Annotated in this window: 21 protein-coding genes; 8 read left to right on the top strand and 13 right to left on the bottom strand. The window is 65.4% G+C overall.

What is annotated here, in order from left to right:
• Nucleotides 1-76 precede the first annotated feature (76 nt).
• The gene (locus A5785_RS12720; RefSeq protein ID WP_064866795.1) at nt 77-1,471 is read left to right on the top strand and encodes a DUF349 domain-containing protein; all 1,395 of its coding nucleotides are present in this window, start codon (nt 77-79) and stop codon (nt 1,469-1,471) included.
• Between the two features lie 23 nt (nt 1,472-1,494).
• Here A5785_RS12720 and A5785_RS12725 read toward each other — a convergent pair whose 3' ends face one another.
• Nucleotides 1,495-2,190, bottom strand: a complete 696-nt coding sequence (locus tag A5785_RS12725) for an Rv2732c family membrane protein (protein WP_197500823.1) — start codon at nt 2,188-2,190, stop codon at nt 1,495-1,497.
• 108 nt (nt 2,191-2,298) lie between these two features.
• Nucleotides 2,299-3,849: a tRNA (N6-isopentenyl adenosine(37)-C2)-methylthiotransferase MiaB gene (miaB, locus tag A5785_RS12730; protein WP_231895468.1), complete on the bottom strand. Its 1,551-nt coding sequence runs from the start codon at nt 3,847-3,849 to the stop codon at nt 2,299-2,301.
• Nucleotides 3,850-4,030: 181 nt separating this feature from the next.
• On the opposite strand from miaB, the gene A5785_RS12735 reads away from it, so the two are divergent.
• The 4 genes from A5785_RS12735 to A5785_RS12750 all read left to right on the top strand — a co-directional run bounded on the left by A5785_RS12735 (nt 4,031) and on the right by A5785_RS12750 (nt 7,428).
• A complete protein-coding gene (locus tag A5785_RS12735; protein WP_064866854.1) occupies nt 4,031-4,759 on the top strand; it encodes an amino acid ABC transporter ATP-binding protein in 729 nt (242 codons plus the stop codon).
• Between the two features lie 118 nt (nt 4,760-4,877).
• Nucleotides 4,878-5,837, top strand: a complete 960-nt coding sequence (locus A5785_RS12740) for a glutamate ABC transporter substrate-binding protein (RefSeq protein WP_197500824.1) — start codon at nt 4,878-4,880, stop codon at nt 5,835-5,837.
• A 14-nt stretch (nt 5,838-5,851) separates the two neighbouring features.
• Entirely contained in the window at nt 5,852-6,523 is a 672-nt protein-coding gene (locus A5785_RS12745; RefSeq protein WP_064866797.1) for an amino acid ABC transporter permease, read from the top strand.
• Nucleotides 6,520-7,428, top strand: a complete 909-nt coding sequence (locus tag A5785_RS12750; RefSeq protein ID WP_064866799.1) for an amino acid ABC transporter permease — start codon at nt 6,520-6,522, stop codon at nt 7,426-7,428. Before A5785_RS12745 ends, A5785_RS12750 begins: the two co-directional genes overlap by 4 nt.
• A gap of 2 nt (nt 7,429-7,430) precedes the next feature.
• Here the strand turns inward: A5785_RS12750 and A5785_RS12755 are convergent, their stop codons facing one another.
• A complete protein-coding gene (locus tag A5785_RS12755) occupies nt 7,431-7,988 on the bottom strand; it encodes a regulatory protein RecX (protein ID WP_064862992.1) in 558 nt (185 codons plus the stop codon).
• A gap of 16 nt (nt 7,989-8,004) precedes the next feature.
• Nucleotides 8,005-9,048, bottom strand: a complete 1,044-nt coding sequence (gene recA / locus A5785_RS12760; protein WP_005204544.1) for a recombinase RecA — start codon at nt 9,046-9,048, stop codon at nt 8,005-8,007.
• A gap of 570 nt (nt 9,049-9,618) precedes the next feature.
• Between recA and A5785_RS12765 the strand changes: the two genes are divergently transcribed.
• Nucleotides 9,619-10,896: a reverse transcriptase family protein gene (locus A5785_RS12765; RefSeq protein ID WP_064866801.1), complete on the top strand. Its 1,278-nt coding sequence runs from the start codon at nt 9,619-9,621 to the stop codon at nt 10,894-10,896.
• A gap of 30 nt (nt 10,897-10,926) precedes the next feature.
• Here the strand turns inward: A5785_RS12765 and A5785_RS12770 are convergent, their stop codons facing one another.
• The 5 genes from A5785_RS12770 to pgsA form a co-directional block, all read right to left on the bottom strand.
• A complete protein-coding gene (locus tag A5785_RS12770; protein WP_005204540.1) occupies nt 10,927-11,121 on the bottom strand; it encodes a DUF3046 domain-containing protein in 195 nt (64 codons plus the stop codon).
• A gap of 9 nt (nt 11,122-11,130) precedes the next feature.
• Nucleotides 11,131-12,087, bottom strand: coding sequence for a nucleotide disphospho-sugar-binding domain-containing protein (locus tag A5785_RS12775; RefSeq protein ID WP_156528042.1), 957 nt, complete (start codon nt 12,085-12,087; stop codon nt 11,131-11,133).
• Nucleotides 12,088-12,329: 242 nt separating this feature from the next.
• A complete protein-coding gene (locus A5785_RS12780; protein WP_049697476.1) occupies nt 12,330-13,151 on the bottom strand; it encodes a PspA/IM30 family protein in 822 nt (273 codons plus the stop codon).
• Between the two features lie 156 nt (nt 13,152-13,307).
• Entirely contained in the window at nt 13,308-13,652 is a 345-nt protein-coding gene (locus A5785_RS12785) for a helix-turn-helix domain-containing protein (RefSeq protein WP_005204535.1), read from the bottom strand.
• Nucleotides 13,653-13,869: 217 nt separating this feature from the next.
• Nucleotides 13,870-14,556: a CDP-diacylglycerol--glycerol-3-phosphate 3-phosphatidyltransferase gene (gene pgsA, locus A5785_RS12790; protein ID WP_064861476.1), complete on the bottom strand. Its 687-nt coding sequence runs from the start codon at nt 14,554-14,556 to the stop codon at nt 13,870-13,872.
• 37 nt (nt 14,557-14,593) lie between these two features.
• Between pgsA and A5785_RS12795 the strand changes: the two genes are divergently transcribed.
• Both A5785_RS12795 and A5785_RS12800 read left to right on the top strand, forming a co-directional pair.
• Nucleotides 14,594-15,136 carry an amino-acid N-acetyltransferase gene (locus tag A5785_RS12795; RefSeq protein ID WP_064861475.1) on the top strand — a complete coding sequence of 181 codons (543 nt, stop codon included), beginning with the start codon at nt 14,594-14,596 and terminating at the stop codon, nt 15,134-15,136.
• A gap of 43 nt (nt 15,137-15,179) precedes the next feature.
• Nucleotides 15,180-15,464 (top strand): YciI family protein, encoded by a 285-nt coding sequence (locus A5785_RS12800; RefSeq protein ID WP_064861474.1) that lies wholly within the window; start codon nt 15,180-15,182, stop codon nt 15,462-15,464.
• A 50-nt stretch (nt 15,465-15,514) separates the two neighbouring features.
• Here A5785_RS12800 and A5785_RS12805 read toward each other — a convergent pair whose 3' ends face one another.
• The 4 genes from A5785_RS12805 to A5785_RS12820 form a co-directional block, all read right to left on the bottom strand.
• The gene (locus A5785_RS12805; RefSeq protein WP_005204527.1) at nt 15,515-16,525 is read right to left on the bottom strand and encodes a TerC family protein; all 1,011 of its coding nucleotides are present in this window, start codon (nt 16,523-16,525) and stop codon (nt 15,515-15,517) included.
• Between the two features lie 266 nt (nt 16,526-16,791).
• Nucleotides 16,792-19,854 (bottom strand): FtsK/SpoIIIE family DNA translocase, encoded by a 3,063-nt coding sequence (locus A5785_RS12810; protein ID WP_231895469.1) that lies wholly within the window; start codon nt 19,852-19,854, stop codon nt 16,792-16,794.
• 188 nt (nt 19,855-20,042) lie between these two features.
• On the bottom strand, nt 20,043-20,675 hold the full coding sequence (locus A5785_RS12815) for a TIGR03085 family metal-binding protein (protein WP_039855085.1): 633 nt from the start codon (nt 20,673-20,675) through the stop codon (nt 20,043-20,045).
• 35 nt (nt 20,676-20,710) lie between these two features.
• Nucleotides 20,711-21,481 (bottom strand): tyrosine-protein phosphatase, encoded by a 771-nt coding sequence (locus A5785_RS12820; RefSeq protein ID WP_064866807.1) that lies wholly within the window; start codon nt 21,479-21,481, stop codon nt 20,711-20,713.
• Nucleotides 21,482-21,584 lie beyond the last annotated feature (103 nt).

The raw sequence follows: 21,584 nt of genomic DNA on the forward strand, positions 1-21,584 counted from the left end.
TGGCGTCAACCGCTCAGGACTATGTGAAAGGCAGCCGTGACGCGCGGCACCACTGACGCTGTGAGGGGACCACACCATGACGAGCGAAGACACCAGCGGACCGGCCACACCCGCATCCGGGTCCACCCCCGGCCCCCGGCCAGGCCCGCCGAAGCCGGGTCCCAAACCCGGCCCTCGACCCGGTCCCGGACCGAAGCCTGCCGCGCAGGCACCGACCCCCGTTCCTGCGGTCGTCGTCGCCAAACACGCATCGTTCGATCCCCGCGAGTTCGGGCGTATCGATGAGCAGGGCGTCGTCTGGCTCATCACCCCGAACGGCGAGCGTGAGATCGGGTCGTGGCAAGCGGGCACCATCGACGAGGGCCTCGCCCATTTCGCGCGTCGATACTCCGACCTCGAGACCGAGGTGGAGATACTCGAAGAGCGCCTCGCCGCACGCACCGGCGATCCGCGCAAGTCACAGGCAGCGGCCAAACACCTCCTCGACACCCTCCCCGAGGCCAGCGTCATCGGCGATGTCTCGGCCATCGAACAGCGGCTGACCGTCATCGTCGGAAGCGCCGACGACGTCGCCGACTCGCTGAAGGCCGAGCGCGAACAGGCCCGCGCAGCCGCGATCGCGCGCAAAGAGGAGCTCGCCACCGAGGCCGAGGCCATCGGAGCCGAATCCACCCAGTGGAAGACCGCAGGCGATCGACTGCGCGCGATCCTCGACGAGTGGAAGACCATCAAGGGCATCGACCGTAAGACCGACGACGCGCTGTGGAAGCGGTACTCGAAGGCGCGCGACGCGTTCAATCGTCGACGCGGCGCCCACTTCGCCGATCTCGATCGCGAACGCGCGGGTGCCAAGGCTCGTAAAGAGGAGCTGATCGCACGGGCCGAGGCGTTGTCGTCGTCGACCGATTGGGGTCCGACCGCGGGCGCCTTCCGCGAACTCCTCGCCGAATGGAAGGCATCCGGACGGGCACCGCGCGACGCCGACGAGGCACTGTGGCAACGGTTCAAAGCCGCCCAGGACGTCTTCTTCGCCGCCCGAAATGCGGCATCGTCCGAGCGCGACGCCGAGTTCAGCGCGAACGCGACTGCGAAGATCGCGCTGCTCGACGCCGCGGAGAAATCCATCGATCCCTCATCCGACCTCGACGGTGCGCGCCGCGAGTTCCGGACGTTCCGGGAGAAGTGGGATGAGATCGGCAAGGTGCCGCGCGAACAGATGCACAGCCTCGAGGGCCGTGCGCGCGCGTTGGAGAAACGGATTCGCGACGCCGAGGATGCTCAGTGGCAGCGCACCGACCCCGAGGCGCTCGCGCGCGCCGCGCAATTCGCCGACCGCGCAGCACAACTCGAGGACCAAGCGGCCAAAGCTGCCGAGCGCGGCAAGAACCGGGACGCGGAGAAACTGCGCGAGCAGGCAGCACAGTGGCGCGAATGGGCGCAGGCCGCACAGAGCGCCATCGCCGACCGCTAGCGGGGCAGAGCCCGCTCGGACTTTCAGTGCTCGCCGGGGCGCTGCTGCAGTTTGCGTGCGGCCTCTTCGCGTGCCACCGCTTCCCGACGACGCTCCTCTTCGAGCGCGAGGTGGTAAGTGCTGCGGGCCCACACGACGCGCGACCAGTGGAACGTGAGCACGAGCAGGGCCAGCCAGCCGATGACAAGCCCCGCGCCGACACCCGACGGCGGTGCCACTCCCCCGACGCCAGGGGTGTTCCGCGACCACCACGCGAGCATGCCCGCCACGCAGCCGATCGCGCACCCGCACAACGCAATCCACGCGATCACCCATCGTCGGGTGACCAGCGCGAGCATCGACCCGAAGATTCCGAACACCACCAGGAACCAGACGAACACCTTCGAGACCACCGCGACACGTTCAGTCGCGGCAGCCGCGGACGACGTCAGCACGTCGAATCCGTTCGCCGAACCGGTGTGCGGCAGTAGCAGCGACCCCATCGCCACGAGCACCGCGACAGCGACCACGACCGCGCGGGCACCCGGATCGATCTCGCCCGCGACCTTACGTTCGGCCTTACGGAGATCGTCTGCGTACTGTGCGAACTCGGCGTCGTCATTTCCGGCGCCCTGTGCGGTCCTGCCGCTTGCGGCGTCTTCCGCGGGTATGCCACCAGTGGCCCGTTGGGCCGTCGGCATCCGGTCGTCGGTGTCGTCCTCGCGCGGCTCGTCGCTCATCTCGCGCCTCTCATCTCTCGTCGCTCGCTGGGTGCTTGGCAGTTCATGTGGTTCGGCAGTTCACGGCGCCCGGCAGATCACGGATGCCCGGCGGGTCACACCGATGGTTCATGAACCGCAGGCGCCCGAAGAACACCCGGTGGAGACGGCCGCAGGCATCGGCGACGGTCCCACCCCCGGCATACCGAGTCCGACGCCGACCGGCGCCGTCGTCGGGGTGGCGTTGAGTTCGTGTGCGTCGCCTGCACGGGTTCTGCGATGCGACGCGATGGCCCCGTCGGCGATGAGGTGATGCGGCGCGGCGTCGGTGACGGTGGTGACCACGACGTCGCCGGGCCGGACCGCGGCAGCCGCGTCGCCGGCACGGAAGTGCACCAGTCGCCCGTCGCGCGCACGGCCCGTCAGCCGCCCCGTGTCAGCGGATTTGCGCCCGGAGTCCGCCGCGACCAGCAGCTCGACCTCGGTGCCGATGAGGTTCCGGTTCTCGGTGAGACAGATGCGCTCTTGCAGCGCGATCAGTCGCTGGTAGCGCTCACTGACCACCTCCGGCGGCACCTGGTCGGACATGGTTGCCGCGGGTGTGCCCGGTCGAGGCGAGTACTGGAAGGTGAACGCGCTCGAGAACCGCGCACGCTCGACCACGTCGAGCGTTGCGGCGAAGTCCTCTTCGGTCTCACCGGGAAATCCGACGATGATGTCGGTGGTGATCGCGGCGTGCGGCATCGCGTCGCGCACCTTGTCGAGGATGCCGAGGAACTTGGTCGTGCGATAGCTGCGTCGCATGGCCCGCAGAATGCGATCCGACCCCGACTGCAGCGGCATGTGCAGCTGCGGGCAGACGTTGGGTGTCTGCGCCATCGCGTCGATGACGTCGTCGGTGAACTCTGCCGGATGCGGCGAGGTGAATCGGACGCGTTCAAGGCCGTCGATGTCGCCGCAGGCGCGCAGCAGATCGGCGAACGCGCCGCGATTTCGGGGCAGTTCGGGATCGGCGAACGACATGCCGTAGGCGTTGACGTTCTGTCCGAGCAACGTCACCTCGAGCACGCCCTGATCGACGAGCGCCTTCACCTCGGCGAGTACGTCGCCAGGGCGTCGATCAACCTCTTTGCCGCGCAACGACGGAACGATGCAGAAGGTGCAGGTGTTGTTGCATCCGACGGACACCGACACCCACCCGGAGTAGGCCGAGTCACGTTTGGCCGGCAACGTCGACGGGAAGGCTTCGAGTGAATCGAGGATCTCGACCTGCGCCTCCTCGTTGTGTCGGGCGCGGTCGAGCAGTGCGGGCAGCGAACCGATGTTGTGCGTACCGAAGACGACGTCGACCCACGGCGCCTTGCGCAACACCGTGTCCTTGTCCTTCTGCGCGAGACATCCGCCGACCGCGATCTGCATGCCGGGTCGTCGTGTCTTCACCGGCGCGAGGTGCGACAGGTTGCCGTACAGCTTGTTGTCGGCGTTCTCACGGATCGCGCATGTGTTGAACACGACGAGATCGGCATCGCCGTCCTCGTCGGCGCGCACGTAACCGGCATCTTCGAGAAGACCCGCGATGCGCTCGGAATCATGCACGTTCATCTGGCAGCCATAGGTACGCACCTGATAGCTGCGCCCCGATTGCGGCAGCTCATGCCGCTCCGACAACTCCGTACTCACTGGATCCAGGGTACGGTGCCGGTGCAAATCGCCGTCACGGTCACCACACGCGCAACGCCGAGGTTCTCATTCACCGCGCCTGTGAGGGTTCCCGGCATTAGTGTCGACGGTTATGACCGATTCACCGACAGGGGGTTCGGCGGTCGGACCCGCGACCCCGGCTCCCGCATCCGGAACCAAGATGATCGTGCTCAAGAACGTGCAAAAGCACTTCGGCGAGCTGCACGTCCTCAAGGACATCGACCTCGAGGTCCCCGCCGGACAAGTGGTCGTGGTGCTCGGCCCATCCGGCTCGGGCAAGTCGACGCTGTGCCGCACGATCAACCGGCTCGAACCCATCGACTCCGGTGAGATCTTCGTCGAGGGACGGCCACTCCCCGAGGAAGGCCGCGACCTGGCCACTCTGCGCGCCGACGTCGGAATGGTCTTCCAGTCGTTCAACCTGTTCGCGCACAAGACAATTCTGCAGAACGTCACACTCGCGCCGACCAAGGTCCGCAAGAAGAGCAAGGCCGACGCCGAGAAGCGCGCACTCGAACTCCTCGAACGCGTCGGCATCGCCAGTCAGAAGGACAAGTACCCCGCGCAACTCTCCGGCGGCCAGCAACAGCGCGTCGCGATCGCACGCGCACTCGCCATGGACCCGAAGGTGATGTTGTTCGACGAGCCGACGTCGGCTCTCGACCCAGAGATGGTCAACGAGGTGCTCGACGTGATGGTCTCGCTGGCCAAGGAGGGCATGACCATGCTCGTGGTCACCCACGAGATGGGCTTCGCCCGCAAGGCTGCCGACCGAGTGATCTTCATGGCCGACGGCGCGATCGTCGAGGACACCGATCCGGACAGCTTCTTCGACAGTCCGCAGTCCGAACGCGCGAGGGACTTCCTCGGCAAGATCCTGGGCCACTGACATGACCGACACGTCGCCGACGACGCGTCGGCATGCCTCCGGGCACCCGCCTGTAGACACCACTGCCCTACGGAAACGGCCTGGCCGCCGAACCATCGCACTCGCGGTATTTCTCCCCGTGTGTGCGCTCTTTGTCTCGCTACTCGCCGGCTGTGGGAGCACCGAGCCGAAGAACCTGCTCGACTCGATCCGCAGCGGAGAGGTCGTGCTCGGCACCAAGTTCGACCAGCCGGGGCTGGGAATCTACAACCCGGACAAGTCCATGAGCGGTTTCGACCCGGCCGTCTCCACCTACGTCGTCAATCACATCGCCGACTCGCTCGGAGTGGCCCACCCGAAGATCTCGTGGCGCGAGACTCCGTCGGCTCGACGCGAGGCCATGATCGAGCACGGTGAGGTCGACATGATCGCCGCCACGTACTCGATCAACGAGAACCGCGCGAAGAAGGTCGACTTCGGTGGCCCCTACCTGATCACGTATCAGGGGCTGATGGTGCGCAAGTCCGACGAGTCGATCCAGAATCTCCCCGATCTCGGCAAGGGCAAGAAACTGTGCTCGGTCACCGGCTCGACGTCGGCACAGAACGTCAAGGCACAACTGCCCAATATCGAACTGCAGGAATATGATTCGTACTCCGCGTGCGTCGAGGCGCTACGTCGGGGCAAGGTCGACGCACTGACCACCGACGAATCGATCCTCGCGGGCTACTCCAACTTCTGGAAGGGCGAATTCCGTCTGGTGGAGATGACCTACCTCAAGGACGCATGCGTCAAGAAGGCTCTGAAGGCGGCGGGGACCCCGTTCTCCACTGAGCGCTACGGGATCGGTTTGGCAAAGGGCGACTCGGAGTCGGTCACCAAGGTGAACGAAGCCCTCGACTCCATGCTGAAGCCGAGCGCCGACAACGGTCCGTCACCGTGGATCAGCGCACTGCGCAAGAGCCTCGGCGACGACTACGTCAACGAGATCCAGCAGCGCGCGGATAAGCCCGGATCAAAGTTCGCGTTCACGCCGAAGCCCGGAGACCTCGCATTCCTCGAATCGAAGTCCACACCGTGCCCAGCGGGCCTGAAGTGAGGAGGTGACCAGTCGTGAGTGAACTCTGGGAAGATATGGGGCCGCAGTTGTGGCCCGCGTTCTGGGTGACGATCCAATTGACGTTCTGGTCGGCGATCGGTTCCCTGATCTGGGGCACCATCCTGGCCGGTATGCGGGTCTCCCCCGTGCCCGTGATGCGTGGCTTCGGTACGACGTACGTCAATATCGTGCGCAACACACCACTGACCCTGATCGTGCTGTTCGCGGCGATCGGGCTGTATCAGAATCTCGGCCTGACGTTCTCGTCGACCATCAAGACCAACAACTTCTGGCTCGCTGTCCTCGCGTTCATCATCTATACGTCGACATTCGTCTGTGAGACGCTGCGCGCGGGTTTCAACACCGTTCCACTGGGGCAGGCCGAAGCCGCGCGATCGCTCGGACTCTCCTTCACCCAGGTGTTCGGCATCATCGTGCTCCCGCAGGCAACTCGAGCGACGATCGGCCCGATGGGCAGCGTGCTCATCGCACTGACCAAGAACACCACTATCGCCTCGGTGATCGGCGTCGCCGAAGCCGCGGCACTGATGAAAACGGAGATCGAGTCGTTTGCCGACCAACTACTGGTCATCTTCGCGGTGATCGCTGTCGGATTCATGATCATCACGCTCAGCGAGGGCGCCGTCTTCGGTTGGCTCGCAAAGCGATGGGCGGTCAAGCGATGAGCGACAAGGCAACCGTCCTCTACGACGCTCCCGGCCCCCGGGCGCGCGTCCGCAACGCGATCGTGGCCGTTGTCTTCATCGCAATCCTCGTTGCGATCTTCGCGTACGTGATCGCGGTGTTCGCGGGCAACGACCAGTTCACCGCCGAGAAGTGGAAGCCATTCGTCACGTGGAGCACCTGGACCGGATACATCTTCCCCGGTCTGTGGCGCACCCTTGCCGCGGCAGCGCTCTCGATTGTGCTCGCACTGATACTCGGTTCCATCCTGGGCATCGGACGGCTGTCGGATCACGCCTGGGTACGCGGGCTGTGCACCGTGCTGGTCGAGGTGTTCCGCGCGATTCCCGTGCTGATCCTGATGCTGTTCCTGTGGTTCTTCTTCGCCCAATACGGAGTGGTGCCGTCGTCACAGTTGGCCTTCGCGGCTGTGGTCTGCGGCTTGACGCTCTACAACGGCTCGGTGATGGCCGAGATCCTGCGCTCGGGCATCAAGTCGCTGCCCACCGGGCAGACCGAGGCAGCCAAGGCGCTCGGCATGCGCAAGACACAGATGATGCTGTCGGTTCTGCTCCCGCAGGCCGTCACGGCGATGATGCCCGCGATCATTTCGCAGATGGTCGTTGCCCTCAAGGACACCGCGCTCGGCTATGTCATCGGATACTCCGAGATCATTCACATGGCACAGCTGTCGGCGGCCCGGTACGGCAACTACATCCCGGTTCTCATCGTGATCGCCATCATCCTGATCATCATCAACTTCGCGCTGTCGTCGTTGGCGACGTACATCGAGCGGAGACTGCGGCAGGGTCGCGGCGGTAACACCGACGACGTGCCCCACGCCGATCAGGTCGACCAGGCGGCCATGGAGAACATACCGATGCCCTCGCCCAAGCCACGGGCCTGACGTCAGTCGGCGGAGGTGATCTCGTCGATCGCCCCGCCGACGACGTCGATCGCCGTGGCCTGCGGGTAGCCGCGTCGGACGAGCATGCCGACCAGGCGTCGAAAGTGCTTGTCGCGCACTGATCTGTCGTTGTCCTCGGCGGCGCGGACAAGCTGCTCGGTCACAGTCGGCGTGAGCTTCCGGTCGACCAGGTTGCGAGCCGCGGCGCGTTCGTCCTCGGGGTCGATCTCATCGAGCGCTCGCTGCACGATCGCGACGTCGACTCCCTTGGCGGCGAGTTCGTGCCGCAACGCGACGCGGCCTCGCCCCGAGTAGGCGTGGCGTGACTGCACCCACTCGGCGGCGAACTCCTCGTCGTCGAGCAGCTTGTGGGCGTCGAGCCGAGTGATCACCTCGTCGACGGTGTCGGCGTCGAATCCTCGGCGCGTCAGACGCTGGGCCATCTCGGAACGGCTACGTGCACGAACCCCGAGGAGCCGGAGTGCAACATCCCACGCGGACGGACCTTTCCGTTCCGTCGTGGACTCACTCGGCTCCCCGGGGTCATGGGGTGAACTCATCGGCGATGCGCGCAGATCAGAATTCCACCGGCGCGGGTGCGATGTCGTCGGCGTCGACGACCGCACCGATACCCAGCTTCTCCTTGATCTTCTTCTCGACCTCGTCGCGGATGTCGGTGTTCTCCAACAAGAACTTTCGGGCGTTCTCCTTGCCCTGGCCGAGCTGGTCGCCCTCGTAGGTGAACCACGAGCCGGACTTGCGGATGAACCCCTCGGCCACACCCATGTCGATGAGTGAGCCCTCCTTGGAGATGCCCTGGCCGTAGAGGATGTCGAACTCGGCCTGCTTGAAGGGCGGTGCGACCTTGTTCTTGACCACCTTGACGCGAGTGCGGTTACCCACGGCGTCGGTGCCGTCCTTGAGGGTTTCGATACGACGTACGTCGAGTCGCACCGACGAGTAGAACTTCAGCGCCTTGCCGCCCGTGGTGGTCTCGGGTGACCCGAACATCACGCCGATCTTCTCGCGGAGCTGGTTGATGAAGATCGCGGTGGTCTTGGAACTGCTCAACGCCGACGTCATCTTGCGCAGCGCCTGGCTCATCAGGCGTGCCTGCAGACCGACGTGGCTGTCGCCCATCTCGCCCTCGATCTCGGCGCGAGGCACCAGCGCGGCCACCGAGTCGATGACCAAGATGTCGAGCGCGCCGGAACGGATCAGCATGTCGGCGATCTCCAGAGCCTGCTCACCGGTGTCGGGCTGGGAGACCAACAGTGCATCGGTGTCGACACCGAGCTTGGCCGCATAGTCGGGATCGAGGGCGTGCTCTGCGTCGATGAATGCGGCGATACCACCCGCAGCCTGGGCGTTGGCCACCGCGTGGAGTGCGACGGTGGTCTTACCCGACGACTCCGGGCCGTAGATCTCGACGACACGACCACGAGGCAGACCGCCGATACCGAGCGCGACGTCGAGTGCGATGGAACCGGTCGGAATCACCTCGATCGGCTGCCTGCTCTCCTCACCGAGGCGCATCACCGAGCCCTTGCCGAAGTTCTTGTCGATCTGGGCCAGCGCGAGGTCGAGAGCCTTCTCGCGGTCTTGGGGAGCTGCAGCCATGGAATCTCTCCTTGTTCGGGATGGTTGAGGTTTGTCTGTGCCGTCCTGCGTGCTACGCGCTGAACGTGCTGTCTTCGAGGCCGTTGTTCGTTTCATGTTGCGTTGGACGCTAGTCGGTAGGTCTGACAAAACCGGATCTGGCGAGTCCGGGTCTGGCAAAAACCGGTCTGGCAGAATCTCTGACGCATCCGGGGTCGCTGTGGTTCCACTGAATACAGCATTGCGCGAACACGTGTTCGACGGCAAGTGTGACACGCGGGCGAAGGTCGATTCGCCACCACCCAGTGGCGCCTCCATCCGACAGCAGCGACGTTCGGCCGAAATATCGCATTGACAATCTTTCGTCGAAGAAACAACTAGGGTCGTCGACGTGGGCGGCCGGGGTGAGAGTGGATCGAGAGATCCGTCCCAGGGGCAACCCCTGGGTACACATCACAGTTGGTTCCTGCGTCCGACGCCGCTCCGCACGCTGCGCGTGCCAGCCGGCGACGAGTACTCGGCTCGTGGTCACCCCGGCCGTCCATCCGCCCCCGTCACGCCCTCCGCTCCAGTCACGGCTGCCCGATCACGATGACCCGACCGCAACCGCCGTTCACCGCCGATCAGGTCAGTGTCCTCGCAGCGGCCATCGCCGACAGGATCGTCGACTGGACGTGGCCCGCGGTCGTTCGAGCCGCCGGCATCGAGCTACCCGCGGAGATCTGCGTCGACGTCGCACAGCAGGCCTTCGCTCTCGCACCGGACGAGCCCGCGCACACCGGTGAGATCTTTCGGCTGGCGCTAATTCCGTGGACGGTGCCCGATCCGCCTGCCACGCGCGTCGTCGAACTTCCCGGTCCGCCACCAGCGCCGTCACTCGCCAACGACCTACCCTCGCTGTCCGACGTCGAACAGTTCGCCGTATGGCTGGACTTCACGGTGCCCGAACTCGAATGGTTCGCCGATCGCGGTACCTGGTTGCGTACCGCGAACCCGCGGCTGCGGCACTATCGGGTGTTCCGCCGCGAAAAGCGATCCGGGGTCCGCGTCATCGAGGCACCCAAGCCCCGGATGCGTGAGACACAGCGTCGGCTCCTGCACAGGCTCGTCGGCCGAATCCCCGCTCACCCGGCCGCGCGCGGATTCGAGCCGGGCTCCTCACCTGCCGCCTTCGCGTGGCCGCACAGCGACCGTACGACGGTGCTGCGCGTCGACTTGTTGCACTGCTTCGAATCGATAGGGGTGGGCCGGGTCCGTCGGATCTTCGACGACGTCGGCTATCCACTGCACATCGCACGTCTTCTCGCCGAACTGTGCACGACGTCGACACCCGCCGACCAACTCTCGGGAATCGACTATGCGCATGCGAGCCTGCTCCGTCGACGCCATCTCCCCCAGGGCGCTCCGACGTCACCGCATCTCGCGAATCTCGCTCTCGCACAGGTGGATCGACGTATCGCAGGCTATGCCAGCGCCAACGGCCTGCGCTACACCCGATACGGCGACGACCTCGCGGTCTCCGGCGACGACCTCGACTCCGCGCGTGCACTGTGGACGGTTACGCGCATCGTCGACGACTGCGGTTTCGCGGTCAACACCTCGAAGACCCGCGTGATGCATCGCCATCAGCAGCAGCGGCTGGCAGGACTTGTCGTCAACGACCGTCCCCGGGTATCGCGACACGACTACGACGCCCTGCGGGCGCTGCTACACAACGCTGCGCTGACCGGTGCACATGCGCAGAACCATCACGGGCACAGCAACTTTCGTGCCCACGTCTACGGCTTGATCGCCTGGATCGGGGCCACCGGAGAGGTCCGCAGACAGCGCCTGCTCGACATGGCCGACCGCATCGACTGGACTGCGTGACTCTTCGGCCCCGAACTCACCGCGTGGGTGTCACCACCGCGAGCGCGGAACATCGAAGTCGCGGCAGATCGCCACCCAGACGTCACGGGGATCAACGCCCTCTTCGATGGCTTGAGCCCCGGTCCGGCCACCGAACTCGATGAGCACGTGATCGGCCAGGATCGCATCGGCCGACGACACCCCGAACTGGGTTGTCATCAGCTCCGTGAACTCCGTGAGACGCACTCGGCCAGCCTACGTTCCCGCCGACGCGAGCACACCGCGTAGCACGTCGATCGGGTCGGTCACCGCGGTCGCCGACCGTCGTGCCGCCGCAGCAGCAGCGGCGTGGCCAGGATCGCGCAGTACCGCCTCGATCGCTTCCGCAATCGACGCCGAGTCGGCGGGCCGAACAAGCACACCACTGCCCTGCCTGCTCACCCGATTCGCAAGTTCCCACTGGTCACCGCCGCCGGGAACGACGACGACGGGGACTCCGGCCAACAACGACTTCGCGAGCATTCCGTGGCCACCCCCGCACACCACCAGGTCAGCATCGGCAAGCAACTCGTCCTGACGACCGAGTCCGAAGCTCACCGACGCCGCGCCTGCACGCGCGAGTGTGTCCTGTGCAGGCGGGTCCAGTGACGAGATCACGGCCCGTATCGGGGTCCGTGACGCTATCGCGCCGAGTGCGCCGAGTGTCTCGTCGAGCAGATCCTGACAACCGGTGACCGCGGTCGACGGCGCGACTACGACCAGCGGCCCTTCTCCCGAGGGCCGTTCGAAGATCTGAGCGGTCGGCTCCCAGAGCAGCGGACCGACGAGATGGGTGTCGCGCGGCCAATCCGGTCGCCAGACCTCCATGGCGGGAAGGGTCGCGATCAGTCGGGCGGCAGGCGACGGTACCCGATCCGCAAGACCGATGCCGCTGCGCGCTGCGGCGCGCTGACGCACGCCGAGAGCGACGGACCGATTGCTCGCGGCACGCATCGCTATATCGCGCAACCGGCCACGGAATCCGCGGCCGGGCGCCATACCTGCCCCGACCGGCGGCAGCCCCTTCGACGGCGCGTACAGCGGGTGCGGCGACAGTTCGACGAACGGTAACCCGGTCAGCTCTGCGGCCCACGATCCGGCAACGGTGATGACGTCCGAGACCACCAGGTCGATACGTCGACTCGCCAGCACCGGCGCGAGACGGACTGCCATGCGGGCTGCTCGCCCGCTCAGCTTCTCCCCGGCGTCGAGGTCATCGTCGGCATCGTCCGGGCGCAGTTCCGGGAGCTCTGCGATGTCGATGCCCCGACTACCGGCCGCGGCGTACCACTGCGTGCCGGTGAATACGGTCGAATGCCAACCGATGTCGCGGCAGCGCTCGGCGAGTGCGAACGCCGGAAAAGCGTGCCCGGCGTCTGGTCCGGCAACGATCCCGACGCGGGGCGGTGTACCCGTCAGTTGCTGGTGGGGGGCTCGGTCGCGGGCTGCGTCGGCTGCTGGGCAGGGGCCGCGTTCTGAGCCGGCTGCGCCGCCGTACCACCGGACGGTAGTGCTCCGCCGTTCATGCTGGCCCTGATCTGCTCGAGGCGAGAGTGGCCTGCCATCTGAACGCTGGCCTGCTGCACTTCCTGCATGCGACCCTGAACGCTGTTCTTGGCCAGTTCGGCTGAGCCCAGTGCGTTGGCGTAGCGGCGTTCGATCTTGTCGCGCACCTGATCGAGGTTCGGGGTGTTTCCGGGTACCGACAGTTCGCTCATCTGGTTGAGCGAGGCCGACACCTGCTCCTGCATCTTGGCCTGCTCGAGCTGGCTGAGGAGCTTCGACCGCTCGGCAAGCTTCTGCTGCAGAATCATCGCGTTGCGTTCGACAGCGTGCTTGGCCTGCTCGGCGGCCTGCAACGACTGATCGTGAAGAGCCTTCAGATCTTCGACGCTCTGCTCCGCGGTGACGAGCTGCGCGGCGAACGCCTCGGCAGCGTTCGTGTACTCCTGGGCCTTCTGCGTGTCGCCCGCGGCTGTCGCCTGATCAGAAAGAGTCAGCGCCTGACGGGTATTCGCCTGCAGCTTCTCGATCTCCTCTAGCTGCCGATTGAGCTTCATCTCGAGCTGACGCTGATTGCCGATGACGGCGGCCGCCTGCTGGGACAGCGCTTGGTGCTGACGCTGCGCGTCTTCGATCGCCTGCTGGATCTGGATCTTCGGATCGGCGTTCTCGTCGATCTTCGCGTTGCCTGCTGCCATCAGGTAGCGCCACAGCTTCACGAACGGATTCGCCATGCTCTTCGTCAACTCCATTCAGCGTCGTCGAACCTCGGTCCGACAGGTCTTATCGATTCAGCGGTCTCAACGACTCGGCCGGTCTTGTCGATGCAGCGGGGTCTGTCGATGTACTGAGACCAATCTAGCGCCTACCCACCGACAGATTGGCACTTGTCAGGCAGCGGCAAGCGCAGTGGTCCGGTGAGTGTCGGGCGATGGGATGACGACCTTCGGTGAACCGAGACCCGATTCGCCCGCCAATGCCATCGCATCGGCGTCGGCTGTTTCAGGTCGCATGGCCGTGCCGACGTCGAGAAGCAGGTCGGCGATCTCGACGTCGAGAGCATCACAGATCGAGGCGAGCAGTTCGCTCGACGCCTCTTTCTGGCCGCGTTCCACCTCGGACAGATATCCCAGACTGACCCGTGCATTCGTGGATACTTCGCGCAGCGTTCGGCCTTGCTGGGTACGCACCCGGCGCAAGCTGTCGCCTAGCGCTTCGCGCAAGAGCATCGCCATCGAGTCTCCTCTCGGTGTCTGTGTCGTGGTCTGTGTCGTGTGTCTGTCTCTTGTGTCCGTTCGGCTTCAACGCCGGAGACAGCCGATACGTTCCCGAACTTTCGCACACCGTCCCCCGTGTGTCTGCACGACACTAGTCCAAAGTTCCGACAGTCGCCGTACGCCGTTCGTCCGCGCGTCGCAACTGCGCGCGACGTCGACTAGTGGCGCGTACCCATCACACGGTGTCGGAATGGCGGTGCGGCGAAGGCGGAAGGGAGTCAGAAGTCTTGCGGGACCCGGGGGCCTTGCGTAGCGAACCGGTCGTCGAGTCCGACCGAGCTGCCCGGACGCGCACGCGTAGCGCCTGCCAGGTGTAGTCGACGCCCGTCACCACGGTCACAGCGACGGCGGCCCACATGATCACCATCGCGATCGTGTGCCACGGACCGTGCAACGGGAGCACCAGGAGCCCGATACCGACCGACTGCAGCAACGTTTTCAGCTTGCCGCCGCGGCTCGCCGGGATCACCGCGTATCGAATCACCCAGAAGCGCAGGAGCGTCACCCACAACTCGCGGACCAGGATGATGCCGGTCACCCACCAGCTCAGATCACCCAGGATCGACAGACCGATGAGCGCCGCACCGATCAGCGCCTTGTCGGCGATCGGATCCGCCATCTTCCCGAAGTCGGTCACGAGTCCGCGTTCGCGGGCCAGCCTGCCGTCGACTCTGTCGGTGAATGCAGCACCCGCGAAGATGACGGCGGCGACGACCCGCCACACCGCGTTGTGCCCGCCGTCGATGAAGAGCACTGCGATGAACACGGGAACCAGCACGATGCGGAACACCGTCAGCGCATTGGCGATGTTGACCACCGGCACCGGGTCGACCGGGTCGGCGATGTGATCGGGAGTCCGCACCCCTCCAGCGTATCTGTCGCGACTAGGCTCATATGCCGTGCCCACTGCCGAACAGGAAACGGTGCCCCTCATTCGACGCGCCCGCACGTCCGACGTGCCCCGCATCAAGGAGCTCATCGACCTCTACGCGGGCAGAATCCTGCTCGAGAAGAACCTCGTCACGCTGTACGAGTCAGTCCAGGAGTTCTGGGTCGCCGAGCTCGACGACATCGTCGTGGGTTGCGGTGCGCTACACGTTCTCTGGGCCGATCTGGGCGAGGTACGTACCGTCGCGGTCGACACGCGCTTCGCCGGCCGCGGGATCGGGCACCTGCTGGTGGGTCAGCTCATGTCGGTTGCGCGGGAACTCCAACTGTCCCGAGTGTTCGTGCTGACCTTTGAGACCGCCTTCTTCGGAAGGCACGGGTTCCGCGAGATCCAGGGCACGCCTGTCACCCGCGAGGTGTACGAAGAGATGTGCCGCTCGTACGACACCGGCGTCGCCGAGTTCCTCGACCTCAGCTACGTCAAGCCGAACACCCTCGGCAACACCCGCATGCTCGCCCATCTCGACAAGAGTTCTACCGAACCTACGCCCTGACCCGGGCAAACACCTTGACCAACCACACACCAGGAGCGACATCGTGGCGATCTTCGCAGTCCACTACACCTACGGCCCGGCCAAAGCCGCCGTGCGAGACGAGCACCGGGCATTGCACCGCGAGTGGTTGGCCGAGGAGTTCAAAGCAGGCAACGTGCTGATGACCGGCCCCTACCCCGACGGCTCGGGCGCGTTGATCCTCGTACGGGGCACCGACCTCGACGAGGCCGAGGTGTTCATCGCCAACGATCCGTTCAACGCGCACCAGGCCATTGACGGCGTACGGGTCGTCGAGTGGACCCAGGTGTACGGCCCCTTCACCGACTAGCTCGCAGGTAGCTCGTAGGAGCCGCCGCACACCCGGGCAGGTCGACGACGCTACTCGTCGTGTCGGACCGCCGGTTCACTCGATGACGCACCCTTGTGCTTCGACCAGAGCAGGCTCGCCACCGTGGTGATCACGAGTGTCGCGAGGATAACCGACAACGACAGCACCGTCGAGATCTCCGGTACCGCTACGTGCTCGCCGCCGTTGATAAACGGCAGCGTGTTCTCGTGGAGCGCGTGCAGCACCAGCTTCACGCCGATGAAGCCGAGGATGAACGAGAGACCGTAGGACAGGAACACCAGCCGGTCGAGTAGCCCGCCGAGCAGGAAGTAGAGCTGGCGAAGGCCCATCAACGCGAACGCATTGGCCGTGAACACGAGGTACGGCTCCTGTGTGAGGCCGTAGATCGCGGGAATCGAGTCGAGCGCGAACAAGACGTCGGTGAAACCGATGACGATCAGGACGAGCAGCATCGGCGTGGCCCACCGCTTGCCGTTGATCCTGGTGAAGAGCTTGTCGCCGTCGTACTCGTCGCTGGTGCGCAAACGCTTCTTGAGGAAACGCTCGAGCCTCGTCTCGCGCTCCTCCTCGTGCTCGACGGGGTCGTCGCTCTCGCGGAGCAGCTTGATCGCCGTGAAGATGAGGAAGGCGCCGAAGAGGTAGAACACCCAGCTATAGGCGTTGATCGCGGCGGCGCCGACGGCGATGAACGCGCCACGCATCACCAGCGCCATCACGATGCCGAGAAGCAGTACCTTCTGTTGGAACTCGCGTGGCACCGCGAACTTGCTCATGATGATCACGAACACGAAGAGGTTGTCGACGGACAGCGCCTTCTCGGTGACGTAGCCGGCGAAGTACTCACCGCCGTAGGTTCCGCCCCATTGCCACCAGACGAAGAAACCGAAGACGACGGCGATCGAGATGTAGATTGCCGACCACATTCCGGATTCGCGGAGCGACGGCGCGTGTGGAACACGCACGTGGGCGAAGAAGTCGAAGACGAAGAGGCCGAGGATCACCACACAGGTGATCGCCCAGACGGTAGGTGAAACATTCACGAAAGATCTACCTCCAGCGCGCAGCACAAAACGGTTGCGATGCCAGAGGTCTCTCCCGCCCGGCGCCGCCTCGTACTGTGCAGCGATGAATCCGGACCAGTTGTCCGGGCCGGGGGTGTCGCGCGATGATCTGCATCGTCGACCTCCCGACCGTATTGACGGACAGACTGCGAGGTTGGGGATACTCCCCTCTTCGATCTGCCGACCACTTTAACAGTTGAATGAAGCCGAGGTATATCCCGTTCGTCCGCTATGCCCGAAACGCGTCATTCGTCGCTGCTCCCCGTGTCGCCACCACCGGTGATCGACGCGATGACCCCTGCGAGATCGTCCGGTTTCACGAGCACCTCGCGCGCCTTCGACCCCTCGCTCGGACCCACGACACCACGCGTCTCCATGAGGTCCATCAGTCGCCCTGCCTTGGCGAACCCGACGCGCAGCTTGCGCTGCAACATCGACGTCGAGCCGAACTGGCTCGACACGACGAGTTCGATGGCCTGCAGCAGATCGTCGAGATCGTTGCCGATATCGCCGTCGATGTCCTTCTTATCGCCGGCCTTGGCTGTCGTCACGCCCTCGGTGTACTCGGGATCGGCCTGCTCACGTGCATAGTCGACGACGGCCGCGATCTCCTCGTCGGTGATGAACGCTCCCTGCATACGGACAGGCTTGTTCGCGCCCATCGGAAGGAACAGTCCGTCGCCCATGCCGATGAGCTTCTCGGCGCCGGGCTGATCGAGGATGACGCGGGAGTCGGTCAACGACGACGTCGCGAACGCCAATCGCGACGGCACGTTGGTCTTGATCAGACCGGTGACGACGTCGACGGAGGGTCGCTGGGTCGCCAACACGAGGTGGATACCGGCAGCACGTGCCTTCTGTGTGATGCGGACGATCGCATCCTCGACGTCGCGTGGGGCGGTCATCATCAGGTCGGCGAGCTCGTCGACGATGGCAAGGATGTACGGATACGGCTTGTAGACGCGTTCGGAACCGAGAGGCGTCGTGATCTCCCCCGAGGCCACCTTGCTGTTGAAGTCGTCGATGTGGCGCACCCGCGACGCCTTCATGTCCTGATAGCGCTGCTCCATCTCCTCGACGAGCCACGCGAGCGCAGCAGCAGCCTTCTTGGGCTGCGTGATGATCGGCGTGATCAGGTGCGGAATGCCCTCGTACGGCGTGAGTTCCACCATCTTCGGGTCGATGAGGATCATCCGCACCTGCTCCGGCGTCGCGCGCGTCAGCAGCGACACGAGCATCGAGTTCACGAAGCTCGACTTACCCGAACCCGTCGAACCAGCGACCAGCAGATGCGGCATCTTCGCGAGGTTGGCGCTCACGAAATCGCCCTCGATGTCCTTACCCAGGCCGATCACCAGCGGATGCGAGTCCTTGCGGGTCGACGGCGCCTTGAGGACGTCTGCCAGGCGCACCATCTCCCGATCGGAGTTGGGCACCTCGATACCGACCGCGGATTTACCCGGGATAGGTGCGAGCAACCGAACGTTGTCGGTGGCCACCGCGTAGGCGATGTTGCGCTGCAGCGCGGTGATCTTCTCAACCTTCACACCGGGACCGAGCTCCACCTCGTATCGCGTGACGGTCGGTCCGCGGGTGTACCCGGTGACCGCCGCGTCGATCTTGAACTGCTCGAGCACCCCGGTGATGCGATCGATCATGTCGTCGTTGGTCTGGCTACCGCGCTTGGGCGGGTCACCGTCGACGAGCAACGTGGCCGGCGGCAGGCGGTAGTCGCCTTCGACATCGGCGAGCACAAGGGCATCCGAGTCGACGGCGGTGTCGACGGCAGGCTCCGATGCTGCGGGCCGTGTGGGCGCAGACGTCTCGCGACTGCGCGACTTGGCAACCTCGCCTGCGCGCTTGCGGGTCGTCCCGGTAGCCGGCCGCGCGATCTGCTCGGTGACCTCGTCGACGACGGGTTCGGTCAGCATGTCGTCGAAGTTGTCGGTCGGGACGTCTGCCACGTCGACGGTCGGTGTCGGCACCGCGATGGGTGCGCTACGCCGATCCGAGCGCGCAGTGCGCCGCCGCGGACGCACCGTCGAATCGTCGTCGGGCGGGTAGTTCTCGTACGGGTCGTCGGACCGGAGACCCGATGCCGAACGAGACCATCCGCCGGTGGCGAAGTCGTCGTCAGCATCGACGGCGTCATCGTCATAGGCCGCATCGTCCTCGTACTCGGCGTCGCCGTACTCTGCGTCGTCGTCCCACGGGAGATCGTCGTCGATGCGCCCGCCGCCCAGTCCGAGCCAGCCCGCGGCAGCGTCGACGACCTCGCGGATCGTGCGGCCGGAGAGAATCAGGACACCGAAAGCGATGCACAGCACCAGGATCGGCACCGACACCCACGCCGTGACACCCGCGGTGAGCGGCGTTCCGACCACGTATCCGACGAATCCGCCCGCATGTGACCGGCCGGGAAGGTCCTCGGGCGCCCCGGCCACCAGGTGCATCAGACCCAGCAGCGGCAACACGATGAGCAATGTGCCGCCGATGTACCGCGCGCGCTTCTCGGGGTTTGGACCCCGCCGCATCAGCACGATCGCGCCTGCGACGAGGGCGACCGGTACCAACAGTGCAGCGGTACCGACGACGGCCCGCACCAGAGCATCGATGAACGCGCCGACCGGACCGGCCGCCCCGAGCCACACTCCGACAGAGACGAGCAGTGCCAGGGCGAGCAACGCCAGCCCCGTCCCGTCGCGCCGATGCGAATGTCCCTGCGCACCGGATGGGTGCCGGTCGCGACGGCCCTCGAAACCGGAGACGTCATCGGAGGTCAGATAGCCGTCGTCGGTGACATCCCCGTCTCTGAAGTCCCCATCCCTGAAGTCCCCGTCTGTGAAATCCCCGTCTGCGAAATCCCCGTCGACAACCGGCGCTGCCGTGGAGTGCCCGGTGCCCGCCCGTGCGACCGAACCGACCCCCCTCGCGAGCAGCGACCACGCACCGCCGAGACCACGGCCGACTCCCCTACCGACCACAGGGCCTGCGGAGCGTCGACTGATGTCGGCGGACTGCTGCTTGCGGACCTGCTGTTGACTGCCCGAAGTCTGCTTGCGTCCCGAACCCTGCTTGCGCGCCGACGTCGACGACGCTGTGCGTGTACGCCCGGTGGTGCTGGCGCGCGATCCTGACGAGCGACTTCCCGACGACCTACTTCCCGACGACGCAGTCTGTCGCCGCCCGCCCGTGCTCTGCTGACGGCCTGTCCGTCCCCCCGTTGCACCCCGTCCCGCCGCTGCGCGCTGTCCACCGCTTGCGCGTGACGCGGCCGCGGCCGAACTCGTGCCTGCCTTCGAAGCCATACGGACAGACTAGTGGTCACCCATCACCTGAGTCACATGCACAACACAGGCAACACGACTGTGTGTCGAATTCGTAACCGTTGCCCGGATCACGCGCTACGACGCCGACGTACGAACGCGCAGCTCAACGGAAGAATCAGCGGGATTCAGACGGGGAGATTCACACTGGGAAATTCATACTGGGAAGTTCATACGGAGCGGGTGGTTGCCAAGACCGCCGCGATCGCGTCGGGGTCGCCAGACCAGGTGATCGCGACGGGCGCACGGCCGTAGGCGAACAAAAGTAATTCGCCGACGGTCCCGGTGGCCATAACCGGTTCACCTGACCCCACGACCAGCAGGTTCTCGCCGTCCGGTGTCGCGAGCGTGACCTGGGCAGGCATCGACCGCAGCGTGAGCTTCCCCATACCCTTCAGCGGGGTACGCAGTGCCTGCGTCATGTCAGCACTCAGCTCGCGGGGAGTCCACGGTCCGTCCGGATCAGCGCCACCGCGCAACACGTCCTCGTGGTGGATGAACATCTCAGCGAGATTGGCCCACCTGTCGACAAGGCGGAACATCGAATACCACGGCGGACCGTCGGCGACCTCCTCGACGAGGTCGGGCCACGGCTGGGCAGCGGTGTGCGCCTGGACCTTCTCGGTGTGCCCGGCCAACGGACTGACGACGATTCCGAGCGCTGCGTCGGGCCGACGCTCGCGGATCACCAGGTGTGCCGCGAGGTCGCGGGTATCCCAGTCGCCACACAGCGTGGGCGCGTCTGGTCCGACGGTCCGCAGCGTCGCGGCCAACGCCGCCCGTTCCGACTGTGCAAGTGTCACCACTCCACCCTAGCCAGGCCGGACGGCGTCGCGATTCAGATCGATGGCAGCAGCAATGCCTTCTTCAGTCCCGCGATATCCGAATCGGAAAGCCGCAGTCCCTTGTGGACGTAGTTCTCGAAGCTGCCGTAGGTCTTGTCTGCGGCAGCAAACGCGGTGTTCAGCAGGCCGATGTTCACGCCGTTGAGCGGATCGTTGGGCGATGCGTGGCGGAATGTGTTGCTGGCGAGGAAGTCGGCGTCGACGACCTGCCGATCGACACCGAGAACGGTGAGCAGGACCGCCGCGAGCCACCCCGTACGATCCTTGCCCGCGCTGCAATGGAACAGCACCGATCCGCCTGCGCCGACGGTGTTCTTGATGTCGAGCAGCGACGCGCGGAATGCCTCGCGCGCGTGCGAATCGGTCACGAAGGCGCGGTAGGCGCTCGGCAGATCGACGAGGTACGACACCGGGACCGCACCGAGGACGTCGAAATTGTGGCGCGTGGCACCGGGAACCGCTTTGTCGGGCTGCACAGTGGACTCGAGCTGAGTGCGCAGATCGATGATCGAGCGCAGTTGGTGTCGCTCGAGCACACCGACGCCTGCGGGAGTGAGGGAAGCAAGATTGGCGCTGCGAATCACCTTGTCGGAGATGCGCATTCCGCTGATCGTCGTGTAATTGGCAAAGGTGCGGGCGTTCTGGACACCGGGCACCGAGATGGCCAGCGGCGCGGGAGCGGCGTGCGCGGTGATCGCGGCGGGAGCGGCGTGCGCCTGCGCTGCTGTCGCAACCCCGAGTGGGATCAGCGTGGTGCTCAGCACGGTCGCGGCGATCGTGATTTTTCTGGCTGCGGCTGTGGCACGAGACCGGGCATCGCTACACGTATTCGAAGTCACTTCGGGGCTGGCCTTTCGGGGCGTCATG

It is taken from the genome of Gordonia sp. 852002-50395_SCH5434458, assembly GCF_001665905.1.
Classification (GTDB): domain Bacteria; phylum Actinomycetota; class Actinomycetes; order Mycobacteriales; family Mycobacteriaceae; genus Gordonia; species Gordonia jacobaea.